The sequence below is a fragment of the Vibrio sp. MA40-2 genome (assembly GCF_047302445.1).
Lineage (GTDB): Bacteria > Pseudomonadota > Gammaproteobacteria > Enterobacterales > Vibrionaceae > Vibrio.
This window is the reverse complement of sequence record NZ_CP178628.1, coordinates 904,032-923,337: the sequence shown is the minus strand read 5'-3', so window position 1 is coordinate 923,337 and position 19,306 is coordinate 904,032. Positions and strand designations below refer to the sequence as shown.

Sequence of the window (19,306 nt, the reverse complement as noted above, 5' to 3'; positions counted from 1 at the left end):
TTTTCCAAAAGTGATTAGAGTGAACTGACTTGCTGTGCTTGATAGAAGGTGTCATTGTTTTCAGCCATATCTAGTAGCATTTGAGGTACCTGGTAAAGAGGGCCTAATGCGCTATATTGAGCCGCTACTGCAACATAATTTTTTATTCCAAAATTATCTAAATAACGAAATACCCCTCCACGGAACGGAGGAAAACCGAGCCCGTAAACTAATGCCATATCGGCTTCTTGTGGTGAGGCAATGATGCCTTCTTGTAAGCAAAGTACTACCTCGTTAATCATAGGAATCATCATTCTTTGAATAATAACGTCATCATCAAACGAGTGTGTTTTCGCACAAACGGGTTGTAGAAGAGTGAGTACATCTGCTGAGAATGATTTTCTAGGCTTGCCTTTGTTATCTATAGAGTAGGAATAAAAACCGCTACCATTTTTTTGACCATATTTATTTGCCTCGAACAATGCACTTATAGCATCTTTGCTTTGTTTGGCCATGCGTTGAGGAAACCCTTCCGCCATAACATCTTGAGCATGATGAGCGGTATCAATACCTACCACGTCCAGTAAATAAGCTGGGCCCATTGGCCAACCAAACTGGTTTTCCATTATTTTGTCTATTTGAATGAAATCCGCTCCGTCTTTGAGTAACGCACTAAATCCACCGAAATAGGGAAATAACACGCGATTAACAAAAAAGCCGGGGCAATCATTAACCACAATCGGGGATTTGCCCATTTGTGCAGCATAAGCGACCACTCGATTAATGGTTTGTTCAGACGTATGTTCACCACGAATAACTTCGACTAAAGGCATACGATGTACCGGGTTGAAAAAATGCATTCCACAGAAGTTTTCAGGTCTCTGAAGAGATTTTGCCAATTGATTAATTGGTATCGTAGAGGTATTTGAAGCAATGATGCTTTGCTCCGAGACGTGTTGTTCGACTTCATTCAACACAAAAGCTTTGATTTTTGGGTTTTCCACTACCGCTTCAACGACGATATCTGAATCTTCAATACCTGCATAATGGAGGCTAGGGGTAATAGAAGAAAGAATGCCCGTCATTTTGAAACCATCAATTCGATTTCTTGACAATTGTTTGTTCAGTAATTTTGATGCCTCCTTCATCCCTAGATCTAAGGAGCGTTGTGCAATATCTTTCATCATTACCGGAACCCCTTTCAATGCAGATTGATAGGCTATCCCGCCGCCCATTATCCCCGCACCGAGAACCGCAGCTCGTTTGGTTTTCTTATTCGCTAATTTAGTTGCTTGTTTAGCAATGCTTTTTATATGTTGGTCATTTAAAAACAGACCAACTAATGAGGCGGCTTGTTCTGATTGTGCTAGTTTAATGAAGTGCTTTCTTTCAACATCTAATGCAGAATTTCGATTGTAAGTTGCCGCTTCTTCTATTGCCACAACGGCGGTAATTGGAGCAGGATAATGGGGTCCCGCTTTTTGTATGACAAGGCCTTTAGCGGTAGTAAAACTCATCATTGATTCTAGCTTACTCAAGGTTAATGCTGATGTCTTTTGCTTGCGGCGTGTTTGCCAATCCAGTTTTTGTTCTTTGGCTTGAGTGATGGTTTGAATAGCTGATTCAAGTAGCTTATCGCTGTCAACAATGGCATCAAGTAAACCAATTTTCAGTGCATCCTTTGCTCGTTGAGGTTTGCCTGTTGTTATCAGTTCCATTGCGGTATCTGCACCAACTAAGCGTGGTAAACGTACCGAACCACCGAACCCTGGCATTATGCCTAGTTGAGTTTCTGGTAAACCAATACTGGTGGTTTTGTCACCAATGCGAAAATCGGTAGCAAGTACACACTCACACCCCCCACCTAATGCAAACCCTTTAATCATAGATAGAGTCGGTACAGGCAAATCTTCTAGTTTATTGAAGATGGCATTAGCAAACTGAAGCCATTGATCAAGTTGTTCCGTTGGTTTGGAAAATAAGCCCAAAAATTCAGTAATATCAGCTCCAACAATAAAAGAATCTTTATCTGAACTGAGAATAAGACCAGTCAAATTTGGGGTGCTTTTTAATATATCAAGGGCTTGGTCAAGAGACTCTAGTGTGGCTAAGTCAAGTTTGTTGACCGAAGCCTGTGCGCAAAAATTGAGTTCAGCAATGCCATCATTTCGTTCTTTTACCTGTAGGGTATCGGCTTGGTAAATCATTATCTTTCTCCATTAAAAAGCAAAAAGTTATTGCTATCTAGACTCCATTTTTAATTATTATTAGCTCATTTTTCTGTTGTCTGGTTAGACCAGTTTTTTGATTTTGAACGAGGAATATCAAAATATCAACAAAATTCAAACAAGTGTTTAACATTTGTGACATGGGTTTTGTACCTAGTGTGTTTTTATCGTGATAGACTAATAAAATGAGTACGTCAGAACTGCTAATATGAATGACCAACCTTACTTAATACCGACAGAAACTGTTGAGTTTGAAGAAGAGATAAAAAAAAGCCGATTTATTACGCATCTTGCTCATACTCCTAGCGTAGATGCAGCGAAAACCTTTATTAATTTAGTCAAAAGGCAACATTCTACCGCTAGGCATAATTGCTGGGCGTTTGTTGCAGGAAGGCCTGAAGACTCTATGATGTGGGGGTTTAGTGATGATGGGGAACCCTCTGGCACAGCAGGGAAACCTATTCTTGCTCAGCTAAGCGGATCTGGAGTTGGTGAAATGACGGCAGTAGTCACTCGATATTCTGGTGGAATAAAGCTCGGGACAGGTGGCCTGGTAAAAGCGTATGGCGGCGGAGTACAACAAGCACTTAAACGACTTCAAACAATAGAGAGAAAAATCACCGTTCATTTGCAACTAAGGTTAGACTATGAGTTTATGCCTTTGGTGAAAAGTATAATCGCACAATATGAAGCAACGGCTTGTCATACCGAGTTTCTAGAGTGGATAGAAATGACCATTGAGATAGAGCGAAGACAAGTCTCGGTGTTTACTCAAATGGTCATTAATAAAAGTGGTGCAAGAATTCTTGTTTCTCAAGGTTCTGCTGACAAATTAATAGATAACTAGGAAGCACGAAGCCTCGCTTCATAATGTATATATGCAATTTCGTTCGATTATCCGCATAGTCGGCTTATTATTAGCCTTATTTAGCATATCCATGTTAGCGCCTGCCTTTGTTGCTTTGCTCTATCGTGATGGTGCGGGTGTACCATTTGTTACTACGTTTTTTGTGCTGCTTCTTTGTGGAACGCTTTGTTGGTTTCCCAATCGTAGACATAAAAAAGACTTAAAGGCTCGCGATGGTTTTTTGATAGTGGTTCTATTTTGGACCGTTATCGGTAGCGCTGGAGCTTTACCCTTTTTGATATCTAAAGATCCTGCTATCTCTGTTACCGATGCATTTTTTGAATCCTTTTCTGCATTAACAACTACTGGTGCGACAGTGATTGTAGGTCTTGATCATTTACCTAAAGCCATTTTATTTTATCGGCAGCTTCTTCAGTGGTTCGGTGGAATGGGGATTATCGTGTTGGCCGTTGCGATCTTACCCGTGTTAGGGATTGGTGGTATGCAGCTATATAGGGCTGAGATACCTGGCCCAGTTAAAGATAATAAAATGACGCCGAGAATAGCAGAAACTGCTAAAGCGCTTTGGTACATATATCTTAGCTTAACAGTGACCTGTGCTGGTGCATTCTGGCTAGCGGGTATGAGTGTCTTCGATGCTATTTGTCATAGCTTTTCAACGGTTGCAATAGGTGGTTTCTCTACTCATGATGCAAGTATGGGCTATTTTGATAGCCATGCAATTAACATGATAACTGTGATTTTTTTGCTCATTTCTGGTTGTAATTTCTCACTGCACTTCGCCGCGTTTGCTTCTGGAGGTGTTCACCCTAAGTATTATATTAAAGACCCCGAGTTTAGAGCTTTTTTTACCATACAAGGCTTACTATTTTTAGTTTGTTTCCTGTTACTGTTAATGCATCAATCTTACGGGTCAATATATGATGCATTTGATCAAGCATTGTTTCAGAGTGTATCTATATCAACGACAGCTGGGTTTACTACCACAGGCTTTTCCGAATGGCCTCTATTTCTGCCAGTTTTACTGCTATTTTCTTCTTTCATAGGGGGTTGTGGTGGCTCTACCGGCGGTGGAATGAAAGTTATTCGTGTTTTATTGTTGACGTTGCAAGGTTCAAGAGAGATTAAACGTCTTGTTCATCCAAGAGCGGTATTCACAATAAAGTTAGGTGATAGTGCGTTATCTCAACGTGTAGTGGATGCTGTGTGGGGATTCTTTTCTGCTTATACGTTAGTTTTTATTATCTGTATGCTTGCGTTAATGGCGACAGGTATTGATGAATTAACTGCATTTTCTGCCATTGCATCCACACTCAATAACCTTGGCCCAGGTCTGGGAGATGTAGCTTTACATTATGCTGATGTAAATGATAACGCTAAATGGGTTTTAGTGGTGTCTATGTTATTCGGCCGCTTAGAGGTATTCACGCTATTGATATTATTTACGCCTACGTTTTGGCGTAGTTGAGGAACCATTTGTGAAAAAAATACTTTTTTTATATGCAACAACCGATGGTCAGACAGTAAAAATCTGCAAACACATACAAAGTGAGTTGCCAGAGTATTACTGTGAGTTACAAGATCTGAATAACAGTGCCGCTGTAGATTTTTCTTCTTATGAAAAAATAGTTGTAGGGGCTTCTATTCGATATGGCCACTTGAGTAAAAACTTATATCATTTTATAGATGCGAATATAGAGGACCTTAACCGGAATAAGGTTGCGTTTTTTTGTGTCAATTTAACTGCACGTAAAGAGGAACAAGGTAAAGATACCCCTGAAGGGAGCGTTTATATGCGCACTTTTCTAAAAAAGTCACCTTGGACGCCAAAGCTTCAAGGTGTTTTTGCTGGAGCACTTCGATATCCTAAGTATAAATTTTTTGACCGCATTATGATTCAATTGATAATGAAAATTACTGGTGGTGAAACCGACACAACTAAAGAAATTGAATATACCAACTGGAATAAAGTAAGTGATTTCGCAAGTCGTATTAATAATATGTGAATAAAAAGCTCATTTTTACCCCTTATTGCGGCATTTTTGTTCGAACAGTAAAAAAATCAGCAAAAAGTGCAAAAAGGGGTTGCCAATGTGATTCAGCTCTCTATAATGCGCCTCACTGACACGGCAGAGCCCACAAGGGTTACCGCTAAAACCAGTAAGACGAGCTGCTTGAAAAAGCCTTTCGAAATTAAATTGAAAAAGTATTTGACTCTTCACTTTAAATCGCTAGAATGCACGTCCGCTTCAAGGCAAAGCCAAGAAGCAACGCTCTTTAACAATTTAAACCTATATCAATCTGTGTGGGCACTTGTTGATGATAATCGACACGATTTTGTATCTTAGGATATACAATCACAACGGTATCAATGAACCAGTGACCTAATTTGATGACAGATACTTTAGCTTTTTAAGTTAACGTGTCTTAAGTATCAAGCACAGTTATTTATCTATCATTCTGTTGGAATGATAGGAACTTTAAATACCATTTACTGCTTGGTTACTACCAAGAAGTAAAGGCAATTTGAAGTCAGTATTCATTGAGACCCGTTTTTCTTTCTTATGAAAGAGAAACACATCAAAATCTTAAATTGAAGAGTTTGATCATGGCTCAGATTGAACGCTGGCGGCAGGCTTAACACATGCAAGTCGAGCGGAAACGAAAATAGCTTGCTATTTGGCGTCGAGCGGCGGACGGGTGAGTAATGCTTAGGAATTTGCCCAGTTGAGGGGGATAACCATTGGAAACGATGGCTAATACCGCATACGCCCTACGGGGGAAAGGAGGGGACCTTCGGGCCTTCCGCGATTGGATAAGCCTAAGTGAGATTAGCTAGTTGGTGGGGTAATGGCTCACCAAGGCGACGATCTCTAGCTGGTCTGAGAGGATGATCAGCCACACTGGAACTGAGACACGGTCCAGACTCCTACGGGAGGCAGCAGTGGGGAATATTGCACAATGGGCGAAAGCCTGATGCAGCCATGCCGCGTGTATGAAGAAGGCCTTCGGGTTGTAAAGTACTTTCAGTCGTGAGGAAGGTGTTGTACTTAATACGTGCAACATTTGACGTTAGCGACAGAAGAAGCACCGGCTAACTCCGTGCCAGCAGCCGCGGTAATACGGAGGGTGCGAGCGTTAATCGGAATTACTGGGCGTAAAGCGCATGCAGGTGGTTTGTTAAGTCAGATGTGAAAGCCCGGGGCTCAACCCCGGAAGGTCATTTGAAACTGGCAAACTAGAGTACTGTAGAGGGGGGTAGAATTTCAGGTGTAGCGGTGAAATGCGTAGAGATCTGAAGGAATACCAGTGGCGAAGGCGGCCCCCTGGACAGATACTGACACTCAGATGCGAAAGCGTGGGGAGCAAACAGGATTAGATACCCTGGTAGTCCACGCCGTAAACGATGTCTACTTGGAGGTTGCGGTCTTGAACTGTGGCTTTCGGAGCTAACGCGTTAAGTAGACCGCCTGGGGAGTACGGTCGCAAGATTAAAACTCAAATGAATTGACGGGGGCCCGCACAAGCGGTGGAGCATGTGGTTTAATTCGATGCAACGCGAAGAACCTTACCTACTCTTGACATCCTCAGAAGAGAAAAGAGATTTTCTTGTGCCTTCGGGAACTGAGAGACAGGTGCTGCATGGCTGTCGTCAGCTCGTGTTGTGAAATGTTGGGTTAAGTCCCGCAACGAGCGCAACCCTTATCCTTAATTGCCAGCGAGTTATGTCGGGAACTTTGGGGAGACTGCCGGTGATAAACCGGAGGAAGGTGGGGACGACGTCAAGTCATCATGGCCCTTACGAGTAGGGCTACACACGTGCTACAATGGCGCATACAGAGGGCAGCTAACTAGCAATAGTGTGCGAATCCCAAAAAGTGCGTCGTAGTCCGGATTGGAGTCTGCAACTCGACTCCATGAAGTCGGAATCGCTAGTAATCGTAGATCAGAATGCTACGGTGAATACGTTCCCGGGCCTTGTACACACCGCCCGTCACACCATGGGAGTGGGCTGCAAAAGAAGTAGGTAGTTTAACCTTCGGGGGGACGCTTACCACTTTGTGGTTCATGACTGGGGTGAAGTCGTAACAAGGTAGCCCTAGGGGAACCTGGGGCTGGATCACCTCCTTAAACGATAAGATTGTGATTGATGAGTGTTCACACAGATTGATTAGGTTTAGAAAGTAAAGAGAGTCGGAAGTTTTATACTTTCAACCCTATGTCCCGTTCGTCTAGAGGCCTAGGACACCGCCCTTTCACGGCGGTAACAGGGGTTCGACTCCCCTACGGGATACCATTTTTAAACATATTTTTAAGTGTTTTTAAAAATGGTTTTTTTCTTTAAATAGAATGAAAATCTTTGCTCTTTAACAATTTGGAAAGCTGACGAATAACAACTTTGATTGGTTGTTATTCAAATAAAAGTTCTCAAATCCTATGACTCATTATGAGTGATAGGTACCAACACACATTCAAGTGTTCTTGGAAACAGCGAAAGCTGTTTATATTTGAGTCCGGCAAAATCGAACGTTGTCTCGCTCATTCAAATAATGAGACAACAATAAACACCTTGGTTGTTTGCCATACGCTTATTTATCGTCACGTAAGTGACAGTAAAAAGAAACCTCTTGGGGTTGTATGGTTAAGTGACTAAGCGTACACGGTGGATGCCTTGGCAGTCAGAGGCGATGAAAGACGTAATAACTTGCGATAAGCCCAGATTAGGTAGTAATAACCGTTTGAGTCTGGGATTTCTGAATGGGGAAACCCACTAGCATAAGCTAGTATTATTAACTGAATACATAGGTTAATAAGGCAAACCCGGGGAACTGAAACATCTAAGTACCCGGAGGAGTAGAAATCAACCGAGATTCCGAAAGTAGCGGCGAGCGAAATTGGACTAGCCCTTAAGCTTTTAATGATGCAGGTGAAGATTCTGGAAAGTATCGCGATACAGGGTGATAGCCCCGTAACCGACACGTCATTTTAAGTGAAAACGAGTAAGGCGGGACACGTGATATCCTGTTTGAATATGGGGGGACCATCCTCCAAGGCTAAATACTACTGACTGACCGATAGTGAACCAGTACCGTGAGGGAAAGGCGAAAAGAACCCCTGTGAGGGGAGTGAAATAGAACCTGAAACCGTGTACGTACAAGCAGTAGGAGCACCTTTTTGGTGTGACTGCGTACCTTTTGTATAATGGGTCAGCGACTTATATTTAGTAGCAAGGTTAACCGAATAGGGGAGCCGTAGGGAAACCGAGTCTTAACTGGGCGTCGAGTTGCTAGGTATAGACCCGAAACCAGGTGATCTAGCCATGGGCAGGTTGAAGGTTGAGTAACATCAACTGGAGGACCGAACCGACTAATGTTGAAAAATTAGCGGATGACTTGTGGCTAGGGGTGAAAGGCCAATCAAACCTGGAGATAGCTGGTTCTCCCCGAAAGCTATTTAGGTAGCGCCTCGGACGAATACTACTGGGGGTAGAGCACTGTTAAGGCTAGGGGGTCATCCCGACTTACCAACCCTTTGCAAACTCCGAATACCAGTAAGTACTATCCGGGAGACACACGGCGGGTGCTAACGTCCGTCGTGGAGAGGGAAACAACCCAGACCGCCAGCTAAGGTCCCAAAGTATAGCTAAGTGGGAAACGATGTGGGAAGGCTCAGACAGCCAGGATGTTGGCTTAGAAGCAGCCATCATTTAAAGAAAGCGTAATAGCTCACTGGTCGAGTCGGCCTGCGCGGAAGATGTAACGGGGCTAAGCTATACACCGAAGCTGCGGCAATGAAGTTTACTTCATTGGGTAGGGGAGCGTTCTGTAAGCCGTTGAAGGTGAACTGTAAGGTTTGCTGGAGGTATCAGAAGTGCGAATGCTGACATGAGTAACGATAATGGGGGTGAAAAACCCCCACGCCGGAAGACCAAGGGTTCCTGTCCAACGTTAATCGGGGCAGGGTAAGTCGACCCCTAAGGCGAGGCTGAAAAGCGTAGTCGATGGGAAACGGGTTAATATTCCCGTACTTCTTATAATTGCGATGGGGGGACGGAGAAGGCTAGGTGGGCCTGGCGATGGTAGTCCAGGTTCAAGGGTGTAGGCTAATTTCTTAGGTAAATCCGGGAAATTATTAGGCTGAGACCCGATGTCGAGTCACTACGGTGATGAAGTCATTGATGCCATACTTCCAGGAAAAGCCTCTAAGCTTCAGATTATAAGGAATCGTACCCCAAACCGACACAGGTGGTCGGGTAGAGAATACCAAGGCGCTTGAGAGAACTCGGGTGAAGGAACTAGGCAAAATGGTACCGTAACTTCGGGAGAAGGTACGCTCTTGACGGTGAAATCCCTAGCGGATGGAGCTATTGGGAGTCGCAGATACCAGGTGGCTGCAACTGTTTATTAAAAACACAGCACTGTGCAAAATCGTAAGATGACGTATACGGTGTGACGCCTGCCCGGTGCCGGAAGGTTAATTGATGGGGTTAGTCTTAGGACGAAGCTCTTGATCGAAGCCCCGGTAAACGGCGGCCGTAACTATAACGGTCCTAAGGTAGCGAAATTCCTTGTCGGGTAAGTTCCGACCTGCACGAATGGCGTAATGATGGCCACGCTGTCTCCACCCGAGACTCAGTGAAATTGAAATCGCTGTGAAGATGCAGTGTACCCGCGGCTAGACGGAAAGACCCCGTGAACCTTTACTACAGCTTGGCACTGAACATTGACCCTACATGTGTAGGATAGGTGGGAGACTATGAAACTTCGTCGCTAGATGGAGTGGAGTCAACCTTGAAATACCACCCTTGTATGCTTGATGTTCTAACTTAGTCCCCTAATCGGGGATGAGGACAGTGCCTGGTGGGTAGTTTGACTGGGGCGGTCTCCTCCCAAAGAGTAACGGAGGAGCACGAAGGTGGGCTAAACACGGTTGGACATCGTGTGGTTAGTGCAATGGCATAAGCCCGCTTGACTGCGAGAATGACAATTCGAGCAGGTGCGAAAGCAGGTCATAGTGATCCGGTGGTTCTGAATGGAAGGGCCATCGCTCAACGGATAAAAGGTACTCCGGGGATAACAGGCTGATACCGCCCAAGAGTTCATATCGACGGCGGTGTTTGGCACCTCGATGTCGGCTCATCACATCCTGGGGCTGAAGTCGGTCCCAAGGGTATGGCTGTTCGCCATTTAAAGTGGTACGCGAGCTGGGTTTAGAACGTCGTGAGACAGTTCGGTCCCTATCTGCCGTGGGCGTTGGAAGATTGAAGGGGGCTGCTCCTAGTACGAGAGGACCGGAGTGGACGAACCTCTGGTGTTCGGGTTGTCATGCCAATGGCATTGCCCGGTAGCTAAGTTCGGAATCGATAAGCGCTGAAAGCATCTAAGCGCGAAGCGAGCCCTGAGATGAGTCTTCCCTGGCACTTTACGTGTCCTAAAGGGTTGTTCGAGACTAGAACGTTGATAGGCAGGGTGTGTAAGTGCTGCGAGGCATTGAGCTAACCTGTACTAATTGCCCGTGAGGCTTAACCATACAACACCCAAGGGGTTTTGGCAGAAATTGTTCCAGACAATTTACTGCACTTCCTACATCCGTGTAGGTCGTGGACTCAGATAGAGAACATTGAATGTGTAGAGACTTTTATAATTAGCTTTCCGAATTTTAAAATTTTGCTTGGCGACCATAGCATTGTGGACCCACCTGAACCCATGCCGAACTCAGAAGTGAAACGCAATAGCGCCGATGGTAGTGTGGGGTTTCCCCATGTGAGAGTAGGACATCGCCAGGCTTTAATTCGCTTTTATCTTTTTTAGAGAAGATGAAGGCAAAAAATAAATAAAGCACAGTATTGATTAAGACTTTATTTAAAAAGAATAAAATTGCCCGATCTTTGATCGGGCTATTATTTTTTAAATATCCAAATATAGAACGCTGATATAGCTCAGCCCGGTAGAGCGCATCCTTGGTAAGGATGAGGTCCCCAGTTCGAGTCTGGGTATCAGCACCAGAATTTTACTTGGCAACCATAGCATTGTGGACCCACCTGATTCCATGCCGAACTCAGAAGTGAAACGCAATAGCGCCGATGGTAGTGTGGGGTTTCCCCATGTGAGAGTAGGACATTGCCAGGTTACTATTAAATAAAAAGCCTTCCAAACGGAAGGCTTTTTGCGTTTATAAGGTTTATATTTAAGCAGTAATAAATTTATTTTCAGCCAGTTGCCACAATGCTTTAATTAAAGGATCATTGAGTTTTGAACGATGGCAACATATGCCTAAATCAAATGGTTTAACACTTTCCAGTTTTAACCGTTGTATTTTATCTTTAACTGGACTGTTATTAATCACCACATCTGGCGCTATGCCTATTCCACACCCTAATGCGACCATACTAACAATAGCCTCATGACCAGAAACTTGGGCATAAATATTAGGTCTGATTTTGTTTTTCTTAAACCAATAGTTAGCACGCTCTCTAGCGGTACCTGCTTCTGGCAATATAAAGGGAATTGAGTCCCAATTTGGGTGTTCTTTTAATAATTCTTGAGAAAATGTACTAACACCGGTTGGCGCAATAATAGAAAGTGGAATTTTCCCAATTTTTTCAAAAGCTAATCGAGTTGGTAAATGTTCTGGTTTGGCAGATATCGCGATATCCGCTTTACCATCGAGAACGATATCAATTGCTTGTGCAGGATCACCTGTTGATAGCTTTAATTCGATTTGAGGATAAATCAGTCTAAAGTCATTTAAGAGCTCTGGTAAGTGACTATAACTGGCCGTTACGGAGCAAAATAGATGAATTTCACCTTCAAGCTGTTGAGATTGATCTGATAATTCTGCTTTATAACTATACCAGTCACTCGTTATTTTTAAGGCGATAGGGAGTAGTTTTCTGCCAGCATTGGTTAGGTCGACACTTCTATTATCGCGAATCAATAAGCTTTGGCCTATTTCGTCTTCAAGCTTTTTGATTTGTCGACTTAAAGCTGATGGGCTGACATGCATTGCAATGGCTGTTTTATTAAAACTTTTACTGTCACATAGGTGAATAAACACCTGTAGGCTTTTAATATTCATTTAATCTCTTTTACGTTGCATTAATTGCAATTACTAATTGTGAATATATCACTTTAAGCAATTAGATTCCTGCATTACTATGTGTTCATTCGACTCATATGCAGTCGACCAACAAACAGTTTTTAAAGGAGTCTCTTAAATGGCTAACTACTTCAACACACTTAATCTACGTGAGCAATTAGACCAATTAGGTCGTTGTCGTTTTATGGATCGTGAAGAATTTGCGACAGAAGCGGATTATCTAAAAGGTAAGAAAATTGTAATTGTAGGTTGTGGTGCTCAAGGCCTTAACCAAGGGCTTAACATGCGAGATTCCGGTCTTAATGTTGCTTATGCACTACGTCAAGCTGCTATCGATGAAAAACGTCAGTCTTTCAAAAACGCTAGTGAGAATGGTTTTGAAGTGGGTAGTTATGAGACGCTTATTCCTCAAGCAGACCTTGTGGTAAACCTTACACCTGATAAACAGCACACTAATGTAGTAGAAACAGTGATGCCGTTAATGAAAGAAGGAGCAGCTTTAGGTTATTCGCATGGATTCAACATTGTTGAAGAAGGCATGCAGATTCGTAAAGACTTAACTGTGGTAATGGTTGCTCCTAAGTGTCCTGGTACAGAAGTTCGTGAAGAATACAAACGCGGATTTGGTGTTCCTACGCTTATTGCTGTTCACCCAGAGAATGATCCAAAAGGTGAAGGTTGGGATATCGCTAAAGCTTGGGCTGCAGGTACTGGTGGTCACCGTGCTGGTTGCCTAGAGTCTTCTTTTGTTGCCGAAGTTAAATCAGATCTTATGGGTGAGCAAACAATCCTGTGTGGTATGTTGCAAGCTGGTTCTATCGTTTGCTATGAAAAAATGATCGCAGACGGTATTGATGAAGGCTATGCGGGTAAATTGCTTCAGTTTGGTTGGGAAACTATCACTGAAGCGCTTAAGTTCGGTGGTATTACTCACATGATGGATCGTCTGTCTAATCCAGCTAAAGTTAAAGCATTTGAACTGTCTGAAGAACTTAAAGAACTTATGCGTCCTCTTTACAATAAGCATATGGATGACATCATTGTTGGTGAGTTCTCAAGCACTATGATGGCAGATTGGGCAAATGATGATGTTAACTTACTAGGTTGGCGCGAAGAAACGGGCAACACTGCCTTTGAAAACTACCCTGAATCTGATGTTGAAATTTCTGAACAAGAGTATTTTGATAAAGGTATTTTGATGATCGCTATGGTTCGTGCGGGTGTTGAGCTTGCATTTGAAGCAATGACATCATCTGGGATCATTGACGAGTCAGCTTACTATGAATCTCTGCATGAACTTCCATTGATTGCTAATACTGTTGCGCGTAAGCGTCTATATGAAATGAACGTTGTTATTTCAGATACAGCCGAATATGGTAACTACCTATTCGCTAATGTTGCGACTCCGCTTTTACGTGAAAAATTCATGCCTAAAGTATCAACAGATGTTATCGGTAAAGGTTTAGGTATTGAGTCTAATCAAGTAGATAACGCAACGTTGATTGAAGTAAATGAAGCTATTCGTAATCACCCTGTAGAGTATATTGGTGAAGAGCTACGTGGTTATATGACAGATATGAAGCGTATCGCCGTTGGCGGTTAATGTTATAAGCAAGTAGCTTGTAAACGATAAAGATATAGTAAAGGCTTGGTTTAATTCCAAGCCTTTATTTTTGGAAGAATATTAATATTTATCTGATCGTTGTTTTATTTTATTAGACACATGTTTCATCTTGCTTCTGTATTCATTCTTTTCTGAAATAATCTTGATCTAAACAGTCATGCCTATGATTATTTTTCCGTTAACTTAGTTTCAAGTTCGGTTAATTTAGCTTCCATTTCAGTCAGTTTTTGACGTGTTCTTAATAATACTTGAGTTTGAACATCAAACTCTTCGCGACTCACCACGTCTAACTTATTCAGTTGACCTTGAATAACTTGTTTTACTTTCTGATCGACATCTGCGCCAAGCTCTTTTACTGGCGTTGGCATTGATTCATGGATTTGTTTTGCAATCTGTTCTAATTTTTTTGGGTCAAACATACGTTATAAACTCCTATCAATTTGTTTTTATTCTAAGCAAATTATCAAACAATGTCGTTAACAATAGCAATAAAAAAGGCCACCGAAGTGACCTTTTAAACATACATGCTTATTTAATTGTGATTAGAGAACTGGCGTTGAGCGGCTTTTGCCTCATCAAATCGTGCAAGTTTTTCTAAATCTTTATCTTCTACGAATACCGGCAGAGGTTTGTGTTTTTCTGCGAGATAAGAGTAGATAACCGGAAGTACGAATAGAGTAAATAAGGTACCAATCGCTAATCCAGAAACAATAACAATACCAATACTGAAGCGCTGAGCAGCTCCTGCTCCTGTTGCATACATCAAAGGAATCAAACCTGCTATCATGGCAGCAGTTGTCATTAATATTGGGCGAAGACGTACTTTAGCTGCTTCCATTACCGCCTCGGTACGTGATTTGTTATGTAGTAGCTGTTCTTCTTTTGCTACTTCACAAATCAAAATACCGTGTTTAGTTATCAAGCCAACCAGTGTAATCAATCCAACTTGAGAGTATATGTTCATTGTTGCAGCTCCCCATGCTAGTGCGATTAAGGCCCCACAAATAGCCAAAGGTACCGAGACCATAATAACTAATGGATCTTTTACTGATTCAAATTGAATCGCTAATACAAGATAGATGATTGCTAGTGCCAAACCAAAAGTAGCGAATAAAGAACTACCTTCGGTAACATATTGTCTTGATTCGCCCATATAGTCATATGAATAACCATTTGGTAGTTTCTCTGCTGCTATATTTTCAAACCAATTAATTGCATCTCCCATTGCAATAGTAGGAGAAGGTACAGCACCGATAGTTGCTGAGTTTAATTGATTAAAGTGAGGCAAAGAACGAGGCTCAGCGACAACATCAATATTGATCAAGCTACCTAAAGGAACCGCAGCACCACTTGAAGAACGGACATAATAGTTATTCATTGATTCAGGGTTTAATCTATATTTTCGCTCAACTTGAGGAATGACTTCGTAAGAACGACCGTTTAAGTCAATACGATTGACGTATCCATCTGCCATCATTGCACTTAAAGTGATACCAATGTCTTGCATTGTTACGCCATAAGCCCCCGCTTTATCTTTATCAATATTAATTTTCATTGTTGCGGAATCGTAATTCAAATCAATATTAGAATAGACAAAATATGGACTCGACACAGTATCAATTAAGATGTCGGTTGCTATTTGGAATAAGCTTTCAAAACTATTTGGTGTAGTAATAACAAATTGGATAGGTAAGCCTGAGCCTGCACCTGGTAGTTCGGGCATTTGGAAGGCTGTTACTGCCATACCTGGTACCGTTTTCACCAGTTGACCAACTCGGTTTGCCACTTCTGATTGACTCGCTTCGCGTTCACTCCATGGAACCATTGATGCTATACCAAAGGCTTGGTTGGAATTTGGCACCCCTACGAATACTTGCGAATAGGCCACTTCTGGTTGATCTGCAAGCATTTGGTTCACATCTGCCATAGTATTTTGCAAGTAATCGAGGTTGGCATTTGATGGACCAGTACCGATTAACATAACGATACCTTTGTCTTCTGAAGGGGCAAGTTCACTTGGAATGAACTTGAATAGCAACGGAAGACTAGCAAATACAATAATAGCAAAACCGATAATGACAGGGCGTTTTTTCATTATCGCGCCTAGCATTTTTTCATAACGGTTACTCATTCTATCAAGAATACCGTGCACCGTTGTTTCGAATCGGTTTGGTTTAGTATGTGGTTTGAGCATCTTAGAACACATAACCGGAGATAAGGTTAAGGCAATAATACCGGAAACAAATACTGCACCAGCTAGAGTCAAGGCAAATTCTTTAAATAAAGAACCGGTGATCCCACCCATCATGGCTATAGGAGCATATACCGCACCAAGTGTTAGCGTCATTGCAATCACGGGTACCGCAATTTCACGAGTACCAATGATCGCAGCTCTAAAGGGCGATTCACCAAGTTTGATATGCCGATCGACGTTTTCTAGAACAACAATAGCATCATCAACCACCAGTCCAATCGCCAGTACCATTGCCAATAGCGTCATTAGGTTCCAAGAGAAACCAATTGACTGCATGACCATTGCAACACCAATAAGTGAAAGTGGTATGGTCACAATAGGGATAATAACCGCACGTAATGACCCTAAAAATAGAGTAATAACAATCAATACAATGAGGGCGGCTTCAAGAATGGTCTTAATAACTTCACTAATTGATTCATTAATCGCAACAGTGGAATCATACAGAACATTCATTTCAATATTGCTTGGCATGTTTTTTTCTAATGTCGGTAATAGTTCCAACACATCGTGGGCAATATTAATTGGGTTGGCGCTTGGCGTTGCGTTAATTGCGGCAACAACTGCTTCGCGACCATTAGCATTTGCACGTACAACATCGTGACTTTTCTCTCGCGAGACTTTAGCAATATCTTGTAAGCGTACTAATTCGCCATCTTCTTGTTTTATGACCAAGCGTTCTAATTCGGCCACACTAGAGATTTGAGTATCGGCGCTGCCGTTATATATAACGAACTCACCAATTGATTGCCCTGTTGCTGACTGATAGTTATTGGAGTTTAGGACACTCATAACATCAGTTGCGGTTAAACCGATAGCAGCCATTTTGGCTGGATCTAACCAAATACGCATTGCGTATTTAGAACCACCATAGTGATCAACACTCGCTACCCCGCTCACAGAGAATAATTGAGGATCGATAACTCGTTCTAGATAATCTGTTACTTGGCTGGAAACTAACTCGTCACTGGTGAAACCAATATACAAAACAGCTGTCGTCGAACCTGTCGACATTTTTACTGTCGGATCTTCGGATTCACTAGGTAATTGAGACCGCACCGAGTTTGTTTTAGCAAGAATATCCGATAACGCTGCATTAGGATCGGTATTCAGTTTCATTGTTACTGTAATGGTAGACATACCGAGCACAGACTGTGATGTCATGTAGTCGATGTTATCTGCCTGTGCAATAGCTTGTTCCAATGGCTGAGTAATAAAGCCTTGAATTAAGTTAGCACTCGCACCGTAATAACTTGTTGTTACGGTAACTACGGTATTCGTCATTTCTGGGTATTCACGTACTTGCATCTTGAATATTGCCTGTAAGCCAAGCAATGCAATCAAAAAGCTGATGGATACCGCTAGAACTGGACGTTTTATAAAAATGTCAGTAAAGCGCATTTTGCCCCCAATTAAAGCATCGGTGTTTCAGTAGGAGGAGTAAGTGCATCACTCTCGACTACTTTAACTTTCGCATCGTTACTTAGGCGTACTTGGCCAGATGTGACGACTTGATCGCCAGCACTCACGCCACTCATGATATGAGCTATATCGCCTCTACGTTCACCCACATTCACAACATGTTGTTTTACGCGCATAACACCGTCCACTTCTGACAGAACATAGACATTGTCACCGTATAAAGTAAATGTGATCGCAACTTGAGGAAGCACAATCTGATCTTTAATGGTCGGGAGGATAATATTTGCACGAGCAAACATGCCACTGCGAAGTTTACCACCGTTATTCGGGATATCTGCTTGAACTTGTATTAGACCACTTTGGCTATCAACCGCAGGTTCGATAGCAGAAATGGTGCCTTTAAAAGTCTCTTCAGGGTAAGAGTCTACTTTGATATCTACTTCTTGTTCGATGTAGATACGAGAAATATCTGTTTGTGAAACTGTAAAACGTAGACGCATCACGCTAGTGTCTTCTAAACGGACGATCTCGTCACCAGTTTGAAGATATTGGCCAAGAAATACATTGCGAATACCAACAACACCATCAAAAGGAGCAGAAATTTCCCTTCTATCAATAGCGGCTTCTAAAGACTGTATGTCAGATTTAAGAGAAAAATATTCGGCTTCTGCGGTATCGTAAGACTCTTTCGATACCGATCCCTTTTTATATAGGCCTTTATAACGATTATATTTGGCTTTTGCTGCAGGCAAACGAGCCTTTGCACTGTTTAAGTTGGCGTTCTCAACTTCGGTATCAAGAATAATTAACTTTTGGCCAGTTTTTACCGTATCGCCTGAATCAAATTGAATTTTGTCAATAACACCATTTGATTCTGTAGCAAGGGTGACGCCTTGATTGGGCTCTATAAAACCAATCGCTTGAATGGTAGGAACCCAATCAACAGAATTTACTTCCACAATCGTGACCGGAAATTCTGGTTCAGGCATGTTTGCCATATATTCTGCAATTTTCTTTTGCTTGAACATATTAAAGCCAATCACACTACCAAAAAGCAATATTGCGATAAGTAGCATGAAAAAAGTCCACTTTTTCATTCTTGTTTGAACTCCAAATTAGTGATTAATTAAAGCATCCCAACTCGCATCAATGGCGTGTTCTAACGCCTTTTCATCAAGTTGGAAACAGTTATTTCTTTGTTTTCTAGCCAGTGCAGAGCTGGATTCTAAGCTAAGGCTTGATAACACTTTGTTATCGAATTGCTTAAAAAGGCCTTGCGATTTTCCTTCATCGAACATTTTTTCAATTTTACTAAACATCTCTTTTTCTTTATGAAAGATACATTGACCATCTTTAGAAGAGAGTTGTTCGTATAGCATATGGCTTATTACCGCATTTTTAGTTTTGGAAAAATGCCATATGTTGAGCCAAATTGTTCGATATTGTTCTTTAAGTTCCATGTTATCAGTCAGATTAGCCTGAATAATATCAGCGGTTCTTTGCGTTACATGGAGGCGAGTCTCTTCTATTAAATGTTCTTTGTCGTTGAAATAGCGATAAATGGTTCCGGCAGCAACACCTGCTTCTTTAGCCAGTTTTTGCATAGACAAACCATGAAATCCTTCTTTAGCGACCAATGTTTCGGTTGCATCAAGAATTAATTGTTTTTTATCACCGCTAGTATCGAAAGACATGGAAGACTCAATAATGAATGAACGTTCATTCATTAAATCACGTTTCTTGATAACAATTCAATAAATAAGTCTTTAAAAATAGGATTAATCTAATCATAGAGATATCTCGTTAGCATTATTAAAGCCAGAATACTATTA

Annotated in this window: 10 protein-coding genes, 2 tRNA genes and 4 rRNA genes; 10 read left to right on the top strand and 6 right to left on the bottom strand. The window is 42.0% G+C overall.

The window, feature by feature from the left end; genetic code table 11:
* Positions 1-14: 14 nt before the first annotated feature.
* A complete protein-coding gene (gene fadB, locus ACLKML_RS11855; protein ID WP_413285491.1) occupies positions 15-2,186 on the bottom strand; it encodes a fatty acid oxidation complex subunit alpha FadB in 2,172 nt (723 codons plus the stop codon).
* A 229-nt stretch (positions 2,187-2,415) separates the two neighbouring features.
* On the opposite strand from fadB, the gene ACLKML_RS11850 reads away from it, so the two are divergent.
* The 9 genes from ACLKML_RS11850 (at position 2,416) to rrf (ACLKML_RS11810) (ending at position 11,204) form a co-directional block, all read left to right on the top strand.
* Entirely contained in the window at positions 2,416-3,054 is a 639-nt protein-coding gene (locus tag ACLKML_RS11850; RefSeq protein ID WP_413285490.1) for a YigZ family protein, read from the top strand.
* A 31-nt stretch (positions 3,055-3,085) separates the two neighbouring features.
* Positions 3,086-4,543: a TrkH family potassium uptake protein gene (locus tag ACLKML_RS11845; protein ID WP_317718760.1), complete on the top strand. Its 1,458-nt coding sequence runs from the start codon at positions 3,086-3,088 to the stop codon at positions 4,541-4,543.
* Between the two features lie 10 nt (positions 4,544-4,553).
* On the top strand, positions 4,554-5,081 hold the full coding sequence (gene hemG / locus ACLKML_RS11840; protein WP_413285489.1) for a menaquinone-dependent protoporphyrinogen IX dehydrogenase: 528 nt from the start codon (positions 4,554-4,556) through the stop codon (positions 5,079-5,081).
* A gap of 584 nt (positions 5,082-5,665) precedes the next feature.
* A 16S ribosomal RNA gene (locus ACLKML_RS11835) occupies positions 5,666-7,206 on the top strand.
* A 90-nt stretch (positions 7,207-7,296) separates the two neighbouring features.
* Positions 7,297-7,372: transfer RNA gene (locus ACLKML_RS11830), tRNA-Glu, on the top strand.
* A 343-nt stretch (positions 7,373-7,715) separates the two neighbouring features.
* Positions 7,716-10,605: ribosomal RNA gene (locus ACLKML_RS11825) — 23S ribosomal RNA — on the top strand.
* Between the two features lie 140 nt (positions 10,606-10,745).
* Positions 10,746-10,861: ribosomal RNA gene (gene rrf / locus ACLKML_RS11820) — 5S ribosomal RNA — on the top strand.
* A gap of 142 nt (positions 10,862-11,003) precedes the next feature.
* A tRNA-Thr gene (locus ACLKML_RS11815) sits at positions 11,004-11,080 on the top strand.
* Positions 11,081-11,088: 8 nt separating this feature from the next.
* A 5S ribosomal RNA gene (gene rrf / locus ACLKML_RS11810) occupies positions 11,089-11,204 on the top strand.
* The 16S, 23S and 5S rRNA genes sit together here with 2 tRNA genes alongside, the layout of an rRNA operon.
* Before the next feature lie 58 nt (positions 11,205-11,262).
* On the opposite strand, the gene ilvY is transcribed toward rrf (ACLKML_RS11810), so the two are convergent.
* Positions 11,263-12,153: an HTH-type transcriptional activator IlvY gene (gene ilvY, locus ACLKML_RS11805; protein WP_413285488.1), complete on the bottom strand. Its 891-nt coding sequence runs from the start codon at positions 12,151-12,153 to the stop codon at positions 11,263-11,265.
* Between the two features lie 139 nt (positions 12,154-12,292).
* Here ilvY and ilvC point away from each other — a divergent pair, with 139 nt between their 5' ends.
* Complete coding sequence (gene ilvC / locus ACLKML_RS11800; RefSeq protein WP_317716442.1) at positions 12,293-13,777, top strand: ketol-acid reductoisomerase; 1,485 nt, start codon at positions 12,293-12,295, stop codon at positions 13,775-13,777.
* Positions 13,778-13,965: 188 nt separating this feature from the next.
* On the opposite strand, the gene ubiK is transcribed toward ilvC, so the two are convergent.
* From ubiK to ACLKML_RS11780, 4 genes are all read right to left on the bottom strand, one after another.
* Positions 13,966-14,217 carry a ubiquinone biosynthesis accessory factor UbiK gene (gene ubiK, locus ACLKML_RS11795; protein ID WP_317716443.1) on the bottom strand — a complete coding sequence of 84 codons (252 nt, stop codon included), beginning with the start codon at positions 14,215-14,217 and terminating at the stop codon, positions 13,966-13,968.
* 113 nt (positions 14,218-14,330) lie between these two features.
* The gene (locus ACLKML_RS11790) at positions 14,331-17,453 is read right to left on the bottom strand and encodes a multidrug efflux RND transporter permease subunit (RefSeq protein WP_413285487.1); all 3,123 of its coding nucleotides are present in this window, start codon (positions 17,451-17,453) and stop codon (positions 14,331-14,333) included.
* An 11-nt stretch (positions 17,454-17,464) separates the two neighbouring features.
* Positions 17,465-18,571, bottom strand: a complete 1,107-nt coding sequence (locus tag ACLKML_RS11785; RefSeq protein WP_413285486.1) for an efflux RND transporter periplasmic adaptor subunit — start codon at positions 18,569-18,571, stop codon at positions 17,465-17,467.
* A gap of 18 nt (positions 18,572-18,589) precedes the next feature.
* The gene (locus ACLKML_RS11780; RefSeq protein WP_413285875.1) at positions 18,590-19,168 is read right to left on the bottom strand and encodes a TetR/AcrR family transcriptional regulator; all 579 of its coding nucleotides are present in this window, start codon (positions 19,166-19,168) and stop codon (positions 18,590-18,592) included.
* Between the last annotated feature and the right edge of the window lie 138 nt (positions 19,169-19,306).